Origin of the sequence: Corallococcus interemptor (assembly GCF_003668875.1) — a bacterium.
Lineage (GTDB): Bacteria > Myxococcota > Myxococcia > Myxococcales > Myxococcaceae > Corallococcus > Corallococcus interemptor.
Genome location: NZ_RAWM01000181.1, coordinates 1 through 14,974, shown reverse-complemented (window position 1 = coordinate 14,974; position 14,974 = coordinate 1). Strand labels below are relative to the sequence as shown.

The 14,974-nt window shown below is 70.4% G+C and carries 13 protein-coding genes and 3 pseudogenes; 9 read left to right on the top strand and 7 right to left on the bottom strand.

Annotated elements, in window-relative coordinates:
- Positions 1-448: pseudogene (locus D7X96_RS36280) on the bottom strand (outer membrane protein assembly factor BamB family protein); the annotation flags it as partial.
- 97 nt (positions 449-545) lie between these two features.
- Between D7X96_RS36280 and D7X96_RS36275 the strand changes: the two are divergent.
- Genes D7X96_RS36275 through D7X96_RS36250 form a run of 6 tightly spaced genes read left to right on the top strand, consistent with a single transcriptional unit; the run spans position 546 to position 7,288 of the window.
- Complete coding sequence (locus tag D7X96_RS36275; RefSeq protein WP_244219841.1) at positions 546-2,768, top strand: HTH domain-containing protein; 2,223 nt, start codon at positions 546-548, stop codon at positions 2,766-2,768.
- 54 nt (positions 2,769-2,822) lie between these two features.
- Entirely contained in the window at positions 2,823-3,740 is a 918-nt protein-coding gene (locus tag D7X96_RS36270) for a HEAT repeat domain-containing protein (RefSeq protein ID WP_120552913.1), read from the top strand.
- Positions 3,741-3,744: 4 nt separating this feature from the next.
- Complete coding sequence (locus tag D7X96_RS36265) at positions 3,745-4,356, top strand: hypothetical protein (protein WP_121771793.1); 612 nt, start codon at positions 3,745-3,747, stop codon at positions 4,354-4,356.
- 5 nt (positions 4,357-4,361) lie between these two features.
- A complete protein-coding gene (locus tag D7X96_RS36260; RefSeq protein WP_121771792.1) occupies positions 4,362-5,363 on the top strand; it encodes a biotin--[acetyl-CoA-carboxylase] ligase in 1,002 nt (333 codons plus the stop codon).
- A gap of 12 nt (positions 5,364-5,375) precedes the next feature.
- Positions 5,376-6,146 (top strand): type III pantothenate kinase, encoded by a 771-nt coding sequence (locus D7X96_RS36255; RefSeq protein ID WP_120552916.1) that lies wholly within the window; start codon positions 5,376-5,378, stop codon positions 6,144-6,146.
- A complete protein-coding gene (locus tag D7X96_RS36250; RefSeq protein WP_120552917.1) occupies positions 6,143-7,288 on the top strand; it encodes a hypothetical protein in 1,146 nt (381 codons plus the stop codon). The genes D7X96_RS36255 and D7X96_RS36250 overlap by 4 nt, the downstream gene beginning before the upstream one ends.
- A gap of 67 nt (positions 7,289-7,355) precedes the next feature.
- On the opposite strand, the gene D7X96_RS41675 is transcribed toward D7X96_RS36250, so the two are convergent.
- On the bottom strand, positions 7,356-8,291 hold the full coding sequence (locus D7X96_RS41675; protein WP_306449855.1) for a coiled-coil domain-containing protein: 936 nt from the start codon (positions 8,289-8,291) through the stop codon (positions 7,356-7,358).
- 65 nt (positions 8,292-8,356) lie between these two features.
- Between D7X96_RS41675 and D7X96_RS41670 the strand changes: the two genes are divergently transcribed.
- On the top strand, positions 8,357-8,887 hold the full coding sequence (locus D7X96_RS41670) for a hypothetical protein (protein WP_306449853.1): 531 nt from the start codon (positions 8,357-8,359) through the stop codon (positions 8,885-8,887).
- Here D7X96_RS41670 and D7X96_RS41665 read toward each other — a convergent pair.
- The 4 genes and pseudogenes from D7X96_RS41665 to ald form a co-directional block, all read right to left on the bottom strand.
- A pseudogene (locus D7X96_RS41665) lies at positions 8,785-9,072 on the bottom strand (response regulator); the annotation flags it as partial. The gene D7X96_RS41670 and the pseudogene D7X96_RS41665 sit on opposite strands and share 103 nt — an antisense overlap.
- A gap of 189 nt (positions 9,073-9,261) precedes the next feature.
- Entirely contained in the window at positions 9,262-10,113 is an 852-nt protein-coding gene (locus D7X96_RS36240; RefSeq protein WP_120550037.1) for an anti-sigma factor family protein, read from the bottom strand.
- 54 nt (positions 10,114-10,167) lie between these two features.
- Positions 10,168-10,809 carry a sigma-70 family RNA polymerase sigma factor gene (locus tag D7X96_RS36235; RefSeq protein ID WP_043323356.1) on the bottom strand — a complete coding sequence of 214 codons (642 nt, stop codon included), beginning with the start codon at positions 10,807-10,809 and terminating at the stop codon, positions 10,168-10,170.
- A gap of 259 nt (positions 10,810-11,068) precedes the next feature.
- On the bottom strand, positions 11,069-12,196 hold the full coding sequence (gene ald, locus D7X96_RS36230) for an alanine dehydrogenase (protein WP_120550036.1): 1,128 nt from the start codon (positions 12,194-12,196) through the stop codon (positions 11,069-11,071).
- 181 nt (positions 12,197-12,377) lie between these two features.
- Between ald and D7X96_RS36225 the strand changes: the two genes are divergently transcribed.
- Positions 12,378-13,688: a radical SAM family protein gene (locus D7X96_RS36225; protein ID WP_120550035.1), complete on the top strand. Its 1,311-nt coding sequence runs from the start codon at positions 12,378-12,380 to the stop codon at positions 13,686-13,688.
- A 32-nt stretch (positions 13,689-13,720) separates the two neighbouring features.
- The gene (locus D7X96_RS36220) at positions 13,721-14,401 is read left to right on the top strand and encodes a hypothetical protein (protein WP_120550034.1); all 681 of its coding nucleotides are present in this window, start codon (positions 13,721-13,723) and stop codon (positions 14,399-14,401) included.
- A gap of 12 nt (positions 14,402-14,413) precedes the next feature.
- Here the strand turns inward: D7X96_RS36220 and D7X96_RS36215 are convergent.
- Positions 14,414-14,869: pseudogene (locus D7X96_RS36215) on the bottom strand (response regulator); the annotation flags it as partial.
- Between the last annotated feature and the right edge of the window lie 105 nt (positions 14,870-14,974).

Here is a 14,974-nt window from a genome sequence, read left to right as displayed (position 1 = left end):
GCTCGGCCTTGCCCAGGCCCTGGAGCGCCTCGCCCAGCTTCCGGGCGGCCGTGGCGGACAGGGCCTTGGGCGCGAGCTTCGTCACGTCCTGGAGGAACCTCTGGCCGCTCTGGCGCGTGGCCTTCGTCAGCTCTTCTGCATCCACCCGGATGGGCGGGCGCAAGAGGTGGGCGGGCCGGGCGAGGCTGGCCACCGACAGCTCGATGTCCGGCCCGACGCGCCGCAACACCAGCTCCAGGTGCGCCTCCGTCAGCGACACCTGCGCCAGCCGCTGCTTCCCCGCGTGCAGGGCCGCCACCGCCTCCACCAGGGCGGGGACGACCTCCGCCAGGGGCTCCTCCACCGCCCCGGACAACAGGTTCACGCCGTCCAGTTCCAGCGCGATGGAATCGAGCGGGGAGGCTGACGGTTCGCGCTTCCAATGGTGTCCGATGCGGAGACGGGTCATTGACGTTCGTTGACAAGCCAGTTTAGCGGTGGCTAGCATCCGCCGCCCATACGGACCTACATTTTTGTAACCGTTCGGAATTCTTGGGGAATACTCGATGACATTTTACGAGGCCGCGCTCCGTGTTCTGGAGAGCGAAGGTCGCCCCCTGCATTTCCTTGAGATCACGGAGAAGTCCATCCAGCTGAGCCTGCTGTCCCACATTGGTAAGACGCCGGAAGTGACGATGCTGTCGCGACTGGCCGCCATGGCGCGACGGACGCGGGATCGCAAGGTGATTGTCACGGCGAAGGATACCTTCGCTTTGACGGACTGGTCGCTCTCCGAGGACCTCGAGGCACTTGCACAGACGGGCGTGATGGAGCCGCATCCGGAGGAGGAGCTTCCTCCGCTGCGGCCCGTGGAGCGTCACCCGGAGCCCCGCACGGACAACGTCCGCGCGTCGGGCCGTGGCACGGAGCGCAAGCGCCGCCGTGACGAGGGCGACGAGGAGCGGGGTGGACGCCGCAAGCGCTTCCCGCCGCTGCCGGAGGTGGTGTTCGAGATCCTCAGCGAGGCGGAAGCCGGGCTGCGCACGGATCAGCTCATCGAACGCGCCAAGGCCAAGGAGCTGTGCGCGGAGGAGACCACGGTGGAGGCGGTGCTCACCGCCCTGCTGGAGGACAACCAGCGCCGCATCGACGCGGGCCGCCGCCCCCAGTACGCCTTCAACCAGGAGACCGGCGAGGTGTCCCTGGAGCGCGCGGGCGCGCCGAGCGAGGCGCCGCCCCTGGAGCTCCAGGCCGCCTTCGCGCAGGCCCTGGGCATCCCGCTGGAGGGGGGCCGCCCGGTGCTGGGCAAGCCCGCCGCCGCCGGGGAGCCGCTCGTCGACGAGGCCCTCATCACCACCGCGCGCACGGCCCTCAAGGACGCGCGCCGGGCGGTCGCTCGCGGGCTGCGCAAGCGCCTGGGCGACGCGGACGTGGGCACCTTCGAGAAGTCCGTCGTGAAGATGATGCACGGGCTGGGCTTCCGCGAGCTGAAGGTCGCCAAGCGCTCCAAGGAAGGCCCCCTGCTCACCGCGCGCAAGCGCGAGGGCAGCGTGGAGCTGCGCTACGCGGTCCGCATGCTCAAGGGCATGCCGGGCATCGACCGCAAGACGGTGCAGGAGCTGCGGCGCGACCTGGGCCACTACTCGGCGCAGGTGGGCCTGCTGGTCAGCGCGGGCGAGGTGCGCGGCGACGCGCGCTCGGAAGCGCAGGCCAATGGCTCGCTGGTGATGCTGTGGTGCGGTGACGCCCTGGGCGAGAAGTTCCTGGAGGCCAAGACGGCCGTCACCGTCACCCAGGTGGAGCTGTACGACATCGACGAGCGCTTCTTCGAGGCCGCGAAGCTGGACGCCGAGGAGGCCCAGCGCCGCCGCGAGGAGCGCAAGAGCGAGAAGCAGGCCCGCGAGGAGGGCGGCGAGGGGGAGGTGGCCGCCTCCGCCGACAAGCCCGAGCGCGCGGAGCGTCCGGAGCGCGGCGACCGTCAGGAGCGCTCCGAGCGCCGCCGCGACCGTCAGCGCGAGCGCGCCGAGGCTCGCGAAGCCGCCCAGTCCGGCACCGAGGGCGCCGAGGCCAAGGCCTCGCCGGTGGCCCCCGCGCCGCCGGCCGCCGCCGGGTTCACGCCCACTTCGGAGGAGGACGACTCCGAGGAGGGCGATGACGAGGGTGAGGACGAGGACCTGGAGGCCGCCAGCGCCTTCGTGGGTGGAGCCAAGGAGGGTGCCGAGGCCGGCGCCGCCGAGGGCTCCGCCTCCGACCGCAAGCGCCGCCGCCGCCGCCGCCGGGGCCGTCGCGGCCGTGGCACGCGCGGAGCGGAGGGCGCGCCCGCGGGTGAGGCCGGTGCTCCCGCCGGTGAGGGCGAGGCCGCTCAGGCCGGAGCCACCGTTGGCGAGGGTGAGGCCTCGGGTGGCATCGCCGCGCCGTCGCCGGGTGGCAGCGTCACCGGTGAGCAGGTCGCGCTCGCGGGTGAAGCGCTGCCCGTGACGACGGATGCGTCCGCCAGCCCCTCGAACGGTGAGGCCGCCGCCACGCCGCCCGCCGCGGGCAATGCCTGGCATGCGGGCGATGCGGTGCAGGCCGCGCCGGAGTCCGACGAAGCCGCGCGGGCCCGGGCCGAAGCCGCGCACGCCGCGTCCGACGCGGTGACCCCGGTCGCCGCGCAGGCGCTGCCTCCGGAAGAGGCCACCGACGAAGCGGCCCCGCAGCCCGTGGAGGTCCGCGAGGCCCGTGAGGTGCACGAAGCGCCGGTGCCGCCTGGGACGGACGGCTCGTCCGAGGGCAACAAGGAAGGCTGATCCCCCGCACGGAATCAGGTGCGGTGGACGCGGGAGTGTTAGCCTGGGGGGGCCATGAAGCCGGCCCTGCTGCTTACCTCCTGCGTGCTGTTCCTCGGGGCCTGCCGCTCGCAGGCCCCGCGCTATCCGGTGGCGCCGGTGGAGCTGGCCGGGGCCACCCTGCGGGACAACGCCCTCCTGGGCTTCGGCCCGGAAGGCGTGAGGGATCTCTTCGATGACGCGCTGGAGACCTCCGGCCGCTTCGAGCGGGTGGGCGACGAAGCCCCCAAGAAGGCCCGTCCCTGGCGGCTGTCGCTGGAGGTGCCCTTCACCCGCGAGGTGCTGAAGGACGGCAACCCGCACAGCTTCGCGGAGGTGGGCGCCAACCTCTCCCTGGAGCGCTTCGGCGGCAACACGCCCCAGCGCTACGAAATCGTCGGCCTGGGCGAGGCGGCGGTGGAGGAGGACTCGGCGGACGGACGGCGGACGGCCATGCGCGCCGCGCTGGAGAGCGTGCTGCGCCAGGTGACGGAGTCCGCGGTGCTGCAGTTGGCCGCGCTGGACCGCGCGGACGAGGCGCTGGTGGCGGACCTCCAGGCCACGGACGCGCGCGTCCGCGAGTTCGCCCTGCGGACGCTGGCCGAGCGCAAGCACCCGGCCGCCGCGCCGCTCTTGATTGAACGCCTCAAGGACACCAGCGACGCGGATCAGGTGCGCCGCACCATTGGCGCGCTGGCGGAGATGAAGGCGAAGAGCGCGGTGCCGGCGCTCATCGACCTGGCGCGCGGCAAGGACTCGGGCTTCCTGCAGGAGATCGTCTTCGCCGTGGGCGAGATTGGCGGCCCGGAGGCGGAGGCGTACCTCTACACCGTGGCCCAGGGCCACGACACGCCGTCGGTGCAGGCCGCCGCGCAGCAGGCGCTGGACACGCTCTACGCATCACGCAACCACGCAACCGCGGAGGCGCGTGGCCAGGGCCACGCGGACCCCTAAGCGCATGATGAAGCAATCGCTGTCGATGGTGGGGGGCCTGGCCCTCCTGGCCTCTTCCCTCGTGGGCTCCGGCTGCGCGAAGCGCGTGGATTCGGACGCGCGCCCCTCGCCCGAGTCCATTGCCCAGTACTACCCGCTGGCCGTGGGCAACGCGTGGACGTACCGCATTGACGGCCGCGACGACAAACCCGTCACGGTGGAGATCGTCAAGGAGCAGGACGGCTTCTTCGTGGACAACCAGGGCGGCCAACTGACGGTGGACGCCTACGGCCTGCGCGACCCCAAGCGCTACCTGCTGCGCGGCCCGCTGGAGGCCGGGCGCGGCTGGAACAACGTCGTGTCCGTGTCCTCCACGGAGCGCTACCAGCTGGTGCAGGTGGGCTTCCCCTGCAAGGTGCCCGCGGGCTCCTTCCCCAACTGCGTGAGCGTGGAGGGCCGCAACAAGGTCGACGCGCAGACGACGCTCGTCAACACGATGACCTTCGCCGCCGGCGTGGGCCTGGTCCGCGTGGACGTGGCCACGGAGCACGAGGGCAAGCGCGTGCCCCAGACGGAGCTGGAGCTCATCTCCTACAAGGCGGATGCAGCCAGCACCCCGGCCGCTCCCGCGAACTGAAAGCCGTGGAGACGACGAACGAGCTCTCGCAGGACGCGCGCATCCTCAACTTCCTCGCGGAAGGAGGGGAGGGCTTCATCTCCGGTGAGGCGCTGTCCAACCGGCTGGGCCTGTCGCGCACGGCGGTGTGGAAGCACGTGGAGGCCCTGCGGCTGAAGGGCTACCGCATCGAAGCCGTGCCCGCGAAGGGCTACCGGCTGGTGGGCCGGCCGGACCGGATCTCCGGGCTGGAAGTCCACCCGCTGCTCGCCACGCGCGCGGTGGGCCGCGTGCTGCACCACCACGACACCATCGGCTCCACCAACGCGGCGGCCTTCCGGCTGGCCCAGGACGGCGCCGTGCACGGCACCGTGGTGGCCGCCGAGCAGCAGACGGCGGGCAAGGGCCGCCGGGGCCGCGCCTGGGTGTCCCCGCCGAATTTGAACCTGTACTTCTCCGCCATCCTCCGGCCGGAATTGCCCCCGCAGCGCGCGCCGGAGCTCACGCTGGTGGCCGCCGTGGCCCTGGCGGAGACGCTGCGCGAGGCGGGCGCGGACGCCGCCATCAAGTGGCCCAACGACGTGCAGATTGGCGGCCGGAAGGTGGCCGGCATCCTCACGGAGCTGTCCGCCGAGCCCGAGCGCGTGCACTTCGTCATCGTGGGCGTGGGGGTGAACCTCAACGCCGGGGAGGAGCACTTCCCCGACGAGCTGCGCGCCACGGCCACGTCGCTCGCCCTGGCGCTGGGGCGGCCCGTGGCCCGCGCGCCCTTCACGGCGGCCCTGTGGAACCGGCTGGAGACCTGGCTGGACACGTACCAGGCCACCGGCTTCGACGCGGTGCGCGCCCGGTGGAAGGCGCTCTCCAGCACGTTGGGCGTCCCCGTCCGGGTGCGGACGGACCGGGGGGACTGGGAGGGGTTCGCGGAGGACATCGACCCCACGGGCGCCCTGCTGGTGCGCCTGGCGGACGGCCGCGTGGAGCGCGTGCTGGCGGGGGACGTGGAGCAGCTGCGGCCCCAGCGCTAGAGTGCGCCCCTGATGCTCCTGGCCATCGACGTCGGCAACACCAACACCGTCCTGGGCGTGTACGAGGGCCGGCGGCTCCTGGACCACTGGCGCCTGGAGACGAGCGCGCGCCGGAGCGCGGACGAGTACGGCATCCTCGTGCGCCAGCTCTTCGCGTGGAGCGGCGTCGATGCGAACCAGGTGAAGGCCGTCGCCGTCTCCAGTGTGGTGCCGCCGCTCCAGTTCATCCTGGAGAAGATGAGCGAGCGCTACTTCAAGACGCGCCCCATGTTCGTGGGCCCGGGCGTGAAGACGGGCATGCCCATCCTCTACGACAACCCGCGCGAGGTGGGCGCGGACCGCATCGTCAATGCCGTCGCCGCCTACGAGAAGCACCGCCGCGGCCTCATCGTGGTGGACTTCGGCACCGCGACGACGCTGGACGCCGTCACGCCCAAGGGCGAGTACCTGGGCGGCGCCATCTGCCCCGGCATCAACATCTCCATGGAGGCCCTGTTCCAGAACGCCTCCAAGCTGCCTCGCGTCGAGTTCGCGCGCCCGACGCACGTGGTGGGCCGCAACACCGTGCACTCCATGCAGGCCGGCCTGGTTTATGGCTACGTGAGCCTGGTGGACGGCATGTGCGCGCGGATGGAGGCGGAGATGGGCTTCTCCGCGAAAGTGGTGGCCACCGGGGGCCTGGCCCCGCTGGTGGCCAGTGAATCGAAGGCCATCCAGGAGGTGGATGAGTTCCTCACCCTGGAGGGGCTGCGCATCATCTACGGAAGGAATCACGCGACATGAGCACCGCCGCCGCCGACCCCAGCATTCCGGCCCCGCCCCCGGGCTGCCCCTTCAACGCGGAGTTCCTGCCGCCCAACCTGCGCAAGCACGTGGACCCCAACGCCCCCGTGCCCCTGCGGATGATGGCGGCCAAGTCGCTGGTGCCGCTCAACCCGGCGGACATGCTGGGCGCGCTCTACATGCTCACGTTCGACCCGGACGCGGGCGTGCGCGAGACGGCCACCAAGACGTCCGCGGGGCTGCCGGACCGCATCCTCGGCTCCGCGCTGCGCGACGAGGGCGTGCAGCCCGTCGTACTGGGCTACTTCCTGGACCTGCTCAAGGACAAGGAGGCCTACGCGGAGATGCTGGTCCTCAACCCGGAGACGCCGGACGACGCCGTCTCCGCGGTGGCCGCCACGTGCAGTCCGAAGGTGGCGGAGATCATCTCCCAGAACCAGCTGCGCCTGCTGCGCAAGGAGGACATCGTCCGCAACCTGTGCGCCAACCCCGGCGTCCCCGCGTCGCTCGTGGACAGCGTCTGCGACTTCGCGGTGCGCAGCGGCCTGGTGCTGGCGGACGTGCCCGCCATGCAGGCTGCCCGGGTGCGCATCTACGGCCCGCAGGCCGCCGCCGCGCCGCCGGACCCGGGCCCCACCGCGGAGGAGGTGCTCCAGGAGCTGGGCGCGGACGCGCAGGCCGAGGACGCCGCCCCCATGGAGGACGGCAAGCGCCTGACGCTCGCGCAGCGCATCATGAAGATGTCCATCGCGGAGAAGATCAAGCTGGGCACGCTGGGCAACAAGGAGGCCCGCTCCGCCCTCATCCGCGACACCAACAAGCTCGTCTGCGTGGCCGTCATCCGCAGCCCCCGCATCACCGACGGCGAAGTGCTCGCGTGCGCCGCCAACCGCGCCATCAACGAGGACGTGCTGCGCGTCATCTACAACAACCGCGAGTGGACGAAGATGCAGAAGGTGAAGCTCGCGCTGGTGAAGAACCCCAAGGTGCCGCTCACCGTCACCATGAAGTTCCTCAACACGCTGCGCGACGCGGAGCTCAAGGACCTGTCCCGCGACAAGAACGTGCCCGCCGCCGTGCAGTCCTTCGCCAAGAAGCTGCACGAAAAGAAAACGGCCCCCAAGAAGGAGGCCGGGAAGTAACGCGGGAGGCTGGAGTGGGGGAGGGCGGTGTTCCGCGCCTTCCCCCTGAGGCTCCGGTGCCGCCGCTTCAGGCCGCGGCTTCCTCGTCGGCGTCGTCGCCCACGGAGGTGCCCGGCTCGTCCAGCAGCTGCTGCGCGATGGCCAGCGCCTTCTTGGTCTTCTCGCGCAGCTTCTCGTCGCCCTTGATGCGCGCGTAGAGCTTCGTCACGCGCTCCTCGTTGCGCACCGCCGCCTGCTCCAGCTCGGTGATGCGCGCACGCAGGCCGTCCGCCTCCGCGGCCGCCTGGGCGCTCTGGTTGGACAGGTCCGCCTGGGCCTGCTCCAGCTGGCCGCGCAGGCCCTCCAGCTCGCCCTGCGCCGCCTCCACCTGCGAGCGCAGGCCTTCCGCCTCGTCGCGCACCGCCTGGAGGTCCGCGTCCAGCTGGGCCACCTGGGCGCGCAGGCTGTCCGCCTCGCCCTGGAGCGCCTGGGCCTGGGCCTGGTGCTGATCCAGCTCCGTCTGGAGCGCGCTCAGCTGCGCGGTGGCGCCGCGCGCCTCCTCCTTCGCGGTGGCCAGCTGCTGATCCACGCGCTTGCGCTCCGAGGTGAGCTGCTCGGTGCGCGAGGTGAGCGTCTTGATCTGCGCGTCGCGGCGGTTCAGCTCCTCCTCGGAGGTGGAGGCCTTCTGCTCCAGCTCCAGGTGCTGATCCTTCAGCTCGATGATCTCCTGGTCCTTCTGGTTCAGCTCGGACTTGAGGCGGAGGATCTCCTTGTCGCGCTTGTTGACGGTGTCGCGCAGCGCGAAGGTGTCCTTGTCGCTCTTGCCGGCGGTGGAGCGGGACGCCTCCAGCTCCGTGGCCTTCGCCTGGAGCTCGGACTCCAGCGACTGCACGCGCTCCTCGACCTGGGTCGTCTCCGCGCGCGAGTCCTCCAGCGCGCTCTGCAGCTCCGCCACCTTCGCGCGCAGGTTGCGCAGCTCCGCCAGGTCCGCGGCGGAGGGGCCCGGCGCGGCGGCCGGCGTCACCGGAGCGGCGACCGCACGGGGCGTGGCGGCGGGCGGCGGCGACGGGCTCCGGATCCACCGGCGGCATGAAGCCGACGACGGTCTTCTCCTCCGGCTCGTCCAGGCCGCCCAGCATGTCCAGCGAGTCATCGCTGCTGTCCGGACCCAGCGAGTCCAGCGCGGAGATCTCCTCCAGGCCGGACGGGGTCTCCATCTCCTCCGGAGGCGCCACCACGGGCTCCTCGGGCGTGCCCGTCACGGGCTCGGACATGTCGCTGAAGGCGTCGTCGAGCATGTCCAGGTCTTCCCCGGCCACGGCGGGCTCTTCACCCGTGTCGACGGCGATCTCCTCGCCGAAGTCCGTCGAGGGCTCCTCGCCCAGCGAGTCCAGCGTGAGGCTCTCGTCCACCACCTCGTTGCTGACCGGCGGCTCCGGGAAGCCGATGACGCCGCCCACGCGATCAATCAGGACGTTCGCGTCCACCGGCTTCGCCACGTACTCGTCCGCGCGCGCCTTGAGCTTGCCGTGCGCCGCGAAGCCGTCCGGGTTGCCGATGATGACGATGGGCACCGTCTTCAGCTCGTCGTCCTTCTTCAGCTTGCCGCAGATGAGGTAGCCGTTCTGTCCCGCGGACAGGTCCACCGCGAGCACCACGAGGTCGGGGCGCTCGCGGCGGATCAGCTCCACGCTGCCCTTGCCGTCGCCCGTCGTCTGCGCGGAGAAGCCCCGCGCCTCCAGGGCCTGCTGCAGGGTGGTGGCGAGGGTGGCGTCGCTTTCGACGATCAGGATTCGCTTGGACATGAAGGGACGGCCATCCTGGGGGTGCGGCGCGCGGTGTGACGCCAAGAAGGACAGCAGCGGCGGCGCGCGAGAGTGAAGACGCCGTCGAGGCTATCGGCCATGCCTGGGACCGTCAATCTTCACACCGGGCGCAACGCCCGGTATTCAGTTGAGCAGGCGACCACGCAAGCCCTCGCTGGTGCGAGGGCTTCAGGGCTGTAGCGACACAGGCTGCACGCTCACCGCGGGCTTCACCTGCGCGGGGCGCACGAGCCCGTTGGAGCGGTGCTCCTGATCCCGCAGCATCTGCAGGATGGCCGCGTCGTCCAGGTCCGTCACCAGCTCGTAGGTGACGTCCTGATCACGCCACGTCACGACGTTGTACGCCTGGCTCGAGTCCACGGCGACGTTCTCCACCGTGGGGCCCTCGTCCTTGATCACCCGCTGGCCCGTCGCCGGATAGACGAACACGCCGATGTTGCGCTTGGGCTCGTTGGTGAGGCGGGGCTGCGTCTCGTAGCTGACGTAGACGACTTCCTGGCCGTTGAGCGTGGAGAAGCGCGCGCCCACGGGCCGCGCCTGCTGCAGGCGGGGCAGGGTGATGCGGTGCTCCACCTTGTCGTTGAACCACGCTTCGATCTGCTCCGGCGTGCCCGCGACGAACTCCAGGGGACGCTGGCGCGTGTGGCGCTGCACGGCCTCCAGGATGGTGGCCTTCTGCGCCTTGCCGGACTGGTACGTCATCCAGCCGCCGCTCACGGTCACCACCACCAGGGCCATGGCCCCGACGCGCAGCCACTGGCCCACCTGCGCGCGGCGGTGCTCGCGGTGCAGGCCGGACTGGATGCCCGCGCGCAGCGACGCCGGCGCGCGCGTGCCCTGGGCGGAGACAGCGTGCTTCGCCGCGCGGCGAAGCGTCTGACGCAGCTGCATCTCCTCGTCCACGCGCGCGACACACGCTTCGCAGCCTTCGAGATGCGACTCCACGTCGTGGCGTTCCTCGGGCTGGAATTCGCCGTCGAGGTACGGATACAGCAACCGCTCGAGTTCCTGGCAGGTCATGGGCGCTCGATGAGGTGGTCTGGAGGGGGATTGCGACGCCCCTCCAACCTCTTTCTAGCCTGCCTTCTTCCGGCGCCGGAACTCTTCCAGGTCCGCCGGGGCCTGGACCGGCTCACCGTCGTGCCGGAACACACCCTGGCCCTCCGCGTACTCGCGCAGCGTCTTCTGCAGGAGCTTGCGGCCGCGGAAGAGGCGGCTCATCACCGTGCCCACGGGGCACTCCAGGATCTCCGCGATCTCCTTGTAGGAGAACTCCTGGAGGTCCGCGAGGATGACCACCAGCCGGAAGTCGATGGGCAGCGAGTCGATGGCGCGCAGCACGTCGTCCGACAGGAGCCGGTCGAAGAAGTACTGCTCCGGGTTGGCCGCGAAGTCCGTCGCGTCCCGGCTCACGAAGCGCTCATGCACCGCTTCGCGCTCCACGCCCTCCACCACCGTGCGCTCCTTCACCTTGCGGCGATAGCGGTTGATGAAGGTGTTCGTGAGGATCTTGAAGAGCCAGGCCTTGATGTTGGTCCCGCGCTCGAACTTGTCGAAGAAGCGGTAGGCCCGCATGCAGGTGTCCTGCACCAGGTCCTCGGCGTCGCGCTCGTTCTTGGTCAACCGGAGCGCCGCTGAATAGAGCGGGTCCAGGTGCGCCAGCGCCAGCTCTTCGAATTCCTGCTTCGTCCGGTTGGGTTGCCTGAAGTCCAGCATCATGCTCCCGCCTTCCAGGGGCCCGAAATGATTGGGGAATGCGTCGCCTGCCTAACGGTCAATCTATGCACCGGAACAGACGGGTCAACAACGCTTTCCCCTGCCACGCCGCCCGCATGCCCGCTTCTGGAGTGCGGAGACGCCCGGCGGGATCATTTATTCCTCAGGGTGGGAACCGGACGTCCCACCCGTCCCAGGGTCCGATGCCGACAACCGGCCAGCACGTGGCTGGCCGGCTGTGGGGCAGGCGGCCTTCAGCTCACTTCTTGCCGCTGAGGGCGTCCATCAGGGGCACGTAGTCGTACCCCATGTCCTTGGCGACGGCCTCGTAGGTGATGTGGCCGTTGTAGGTGTTGATGGCGCGCTGGAGGGCACGGTCGGACTTCACGGCCTCCACCAGGCCCAGGTCGGCGATCTTCCGCGAGTAGGGGCGGGTGGTGTTGGTGAGCGCGAAGGTGGACGTCTGGGGCACCGCGCCGGGCATGTTCGCCACGCAGTAGTGGACGACGTCGCTCACGGTGAAGGTGGGGTTGTCGTGCGTGGTGGGCTTGCAGGTCTCGATGCAGCCGCCCTGGTCCACCGCCACGTCGACGACGACGGAGCCGGGCTCCATCTCACCAATCAGCTCGCGCGACACCAGCTTCGGGGCCTTGCCGCCGGGGATGAGCACGCCGCCGATGACGAGGTCCGACTCGCGCACGGTGCGCGCGATGGACTCCGTGTCCGAGGCCAGCGTCTGCGCGCGGCCGAGGAACACGTCGTCCAGGTAGGTGAGGCGCTCCAGGTTCACGTCCAGGATGGTCACTTCCGCGCCCATGCCGACGGCGACCTTGGCGGCGCACAGGCCCACCACGCCACCGCCGATGACGGCCACGCGGCCGCGGCGCACGCCGGGCACGCCGCCCAGGAGGATGCCCTTGCCGCCGTGGGCCTTCTCCAGGCACGCGGCGCCGACCTGGATGGCCATCTTGCCGGCCACCTCGGACATGGGCTTGAGCAGCGGGAGGCTGCCGTCATCCAGCTGCAGCGTCTCGTACGCGACCGCGGTGACCTTCTTCTTGATGAGCGTCTTGGTCAGCTCCGGGTCCACGCCGGCCAGGTGGAAGTACGTGTAGACGATCTGCCCGGGCTGCATGCGCTCGTACTCGGGCGCGATGGGCTCCTTCACCTTGCAGACCATCTCCGCGCGCTTCCACACTTCATCCGCGCTGGAGATGATCTGCGCGCCGACGCGCTGGTACTCCGAATCCGGGATGCCGGAGCCGACGCCAGCGTTCGTCTCGACCAGCACCGTGTGCCCCGCCATGGTGAGCGCGCGCACGCCCGCAGGCACCATGCCGACACGGTACTCGCGGGTTTTGATCTCCTTGGGGACTCCGACGATCACGACTGCCTCCGACGAATGGGGGACTGCCTGGAAAACGTGGCGGACCCATAGACCAGGGCATGAGCGCTTTCAAGGCGCGCACGGGCGAGGAAGGGGACCGGCCGTGATGGGCCTCATTCATCCATCCACATGACGCGAGGCGTTGGACGCAGGCCGGCCCACCCGTGTTAGTTAACGGCGCATGACGCACGCGCCGAAACTGCTCTTCGCGGACCCCAAGGGCCGGGTCATGGAGCATCCCTACCTCATCGCCACCCTGCGCAGCGGCGAGGAGCTGGTGCCCCCGCAGGACAAGCCCATCGCCCTGCCAGCGGCCGGGCGCCTGGTGCACCTGCCCGGCCGCCTGCCCGTGGGGCTCAACCCGGACTCCGGCGAGCTGGAGCTGGTGCGCGAGATGAAGGTGGGGGGAAAGACCTTCGTGCCCAATGCGGTGGGCGCGCTCCTGCCCCCGGGCTACACGCGCACGTTCCTGCCGGGTGAGGTGAAGGGCAGCGGGCCGGTGCTGCCGCAGTGGGCGTACACGGCGGCGGCGTGGGGAGAGAAGGGGCCGCTCGCGTGGGCCATCCACACCGACCGGCGCTCGCACTGGGAGCCGGAGTCGTACTCCACGCCGGAGCTCAAGGGCCTGGTGACGGCGCACATGAAGCGCTTCCCGGACAGCCGCGTGCTCAAGCAGCTGAAGACGTGCGCGCTCCTGTACCGGTGCTTCACGTCGCAGAACATCTTCTATGCGCGCGACGAGGGCGCCATCCCCGCGTCGGTGATGTGCAACGCGAGATGTGTGGGCTGCATCTCGGATCAGCCCGCGGACGGCCCGCCGGCCTCGCACGAGCGCATGGATGACGGCCCCTCCGCGGAGGAGATGGCGGCCATCGGCCTGTACCACCTGGAAAACGCGCCGGGCCGCACCATGGTGAGCTTTGGCCAGGGTTGCGAGGGCGAGCCGCTCACGCGCTGGAAGTTCATCGCGGAGTCCATCCGGCTGATGCGCGAGAAGACGGACAAGGGCTCCATCAACATCAACACCAACGCCAGCCTCACGCACGGGCTCAAGGCGCTGCTGGACGCGGGCCTGGACGCCGTGCGCGTGTCGCTCAACTCCGCGTCCAAGGGGCTCTACGAGGCCTACTACAAGCCGGTGAAGTACGGCTGGGAGGACGTGGAGGCGTCCATCGCGCTGGCGCGTGAGCGGGGCGCGTACCTGGCGCTCAACCTGCTCCTGTTCCCCGGCGTCACCGACCGCGAGGGCGAGGTGCAGGCGCTGGAGAACCTGGTGCGCAAGTACCGCGTGGATCAGGTTCAGACGCGCTCGCTGTGCATTGATCCGCTCCAGTACCTGGAGGTCGCGCGCGGCGTGGGCGCGGGTGGCGAGCCGGTGGGCATCCGCACGCTCCTCAACCGGCTGAAGGCGGCGCGGCCGGGGCTCATCATCGGCAACTTCGCGCGCGGCCTGGATGAGCGGGAGAACGCCGCCGGCACACCGGAGGTTTGACCGTCCGGGAGGGAAGGGCTACGCAGCAAGGCATGTCCGCTTCCTCCCGTTCCGCGTTCCGCGTTGCCGTCCTCTGTCTCTCCTCCGGCGCCGTCCTCGGTGCGTGCAGCAAGGCGCCCGAGGAGCCGGAGTTCGATCACGGCCTCAAGAAGCCGCTCGTGCGCAAGCTGCGCGAGGAGCTGGCGGAGTCGCCCTGCGACAAGGCCAAGGCGCAGCAGCTGGGGCAGCTGCTCCTGGACACCGGCGACCTGAAGGGCCTCACCCGCGTGACGGACACGTTCGGTGAGAAGTGCGGCCCCAACGTCGTCCTGCTCCAGCTGGCGTACACGGCCAACGCGCGCGCCGGGGAGAAGGAGCTGGCGCTCAAGGCCGCCACCGCGCTGACCACCGCGCAGCCGGACAACGCGAGCTATCACGTGTGGCGCGGCCTCTCGCTGGAGGCGCTGGGGCGCACGGAGGAGACCGCGGCGGCGCTGCAGAAGGCCTTCGACCTGCAGCCCGGCCAGCGCCCCATCCTCAACTCGCTGGTGAAGACCTACGACTCGCTGGGCAAGTCCTGCGAGGCGCTGGCCGCCTACCAGCGCTTCGTGGAGAGCGCGAAGCCCTCCGAGGCGAAGTCCGCGGAGGTCCAGGCCCAGCTTCAGGAGCGGGCCGCGAAGACGAGCTGCCCGGCCCAGGAGCCCGCGCAGCCCGAGGCCGCGGCGAAGCCCTGAGGCGAGCGGTGACTACTCGGCGCCAGGGGGCATCAGCTCCTTGGCGACGAGGTTGCCCATGACGGCGTCCTTGGGGATGTAGCCGTCGGCGCCGGCCTCGCGGCAGATGCGCTGGAGCTCCTCGACGTTCTCACCGGAGCACAGCAGCACCTTGATGCCCTTGAAGAGGCTGTTCGTCTTGATGAAGCGGCAGAACTGCTCGCCGTTCACGTTGGGCATGCGCACGTCCAGCAGCACCAGGTCCGGGCGCGTCTGCTTCTTCAGGATGATCTTCGTGGCCTTGTCCGCGGTGTCCGCGACGTGGACCTCGAAGCCCTTGGACACCAGGTCCGCTTCGATGATCCGCGCCGTCATCTCACTGTCGTCCACGATGAGGATGCGCGGCTTGCGCCCCCCGGCGGCCACCGGGGCCTTGGGGAGTCCGCCGGAACCCGTGGCGGGTGCGGCCGGAGCCGCGGCGGGCGCAGGCTGTCTCTTATACACCTCTCCGAGCCCACGAGACGCTCATGAATCTCGTATGCCGTCTTCCGCTTGAAAAAAAAAAAAAGTGGTATAAAGAGTGGTCTCGCTACC

What these genes read in the sequence shown, in the direction of transcription:
- D7X96_RS36275 (WP_244219841.1), top strand. Translation starts at nt 546, where the DNA reads ATGACATTTTACGAGGCCGCGCTCCGTGTTCTGGAGAGCGAAGGTCGC.
- D7X96_RS36270 (WP_120552913.1), top strand. Translation starts at nt 2,823, where the DNA reads ATGAAGCCGGCCCTGCTGCTTACCTCCTGCGTGCTGTTCCTCGGGGCC.
- D7X96_RS36265 (WP_121771793.1), top strand. Translation starts at nt 3,745, where the DNA reads ATGATGAAGCAATCGCTGTCGATGGTGGGGGGCCTGGCCCTCCTGGCC.
- D7X96_RS36255 (WP_120552916.1), top strand. Translation starts at nt 5,376, where the DNA reads ATGCTCCTGGCCATCGACGTCGGCAACACCAACACCGTCCTGGGCGTG.
- D7X96_RS36250 (WP_120552917.1), top strand. Translation starts at nt 6,143, where the DNA reads ATGAGCACCGCCGCCGCCGACCCCAGCATTCCGGCCCCGCCCCCGGGC.
- D7X96_RS41670 (WP_306449853.1), top strand. Translation starts at nt 8,357, where the DNA reads ATGAAGCCGACGACGGTCTTCTCCTCCGGCTCGTCCAGGCCGCCCAGC.
- D7X96_RS36240 (WP_120550037.1), bottom strand. Translation starts at nt 10,113, where the DNA reads ATGACCTGCCAGGAACTCGAGCGGTTGCTGTATCCGTACCTCGACGGC.
- D7X96_RS36235 (WP_043323356.1), bottom strand. Translation starts at nt 10,809, where the DNA reads ATGCTGGACTTCAGGCAACCCAACCGGACGAAGCAGGAATTCGAAGAG.
- D7X96_RS36225 (WP_120550035.1), top strand. Translation starts at nt 12,378, where the DNA reads ATGACGCACGCGCCGAAACTGCTCTTCGCGGACCCCAAGGGCCGGGTC.
- D7X96_RS36220 (WP_120550034.1), top strand. Translation starts at nt 13,721, where the DNA reads ATGTCCGCTTCCTCCCGTTCCGCGTTCCGCGTTGCCGTCCTCTGTCTC.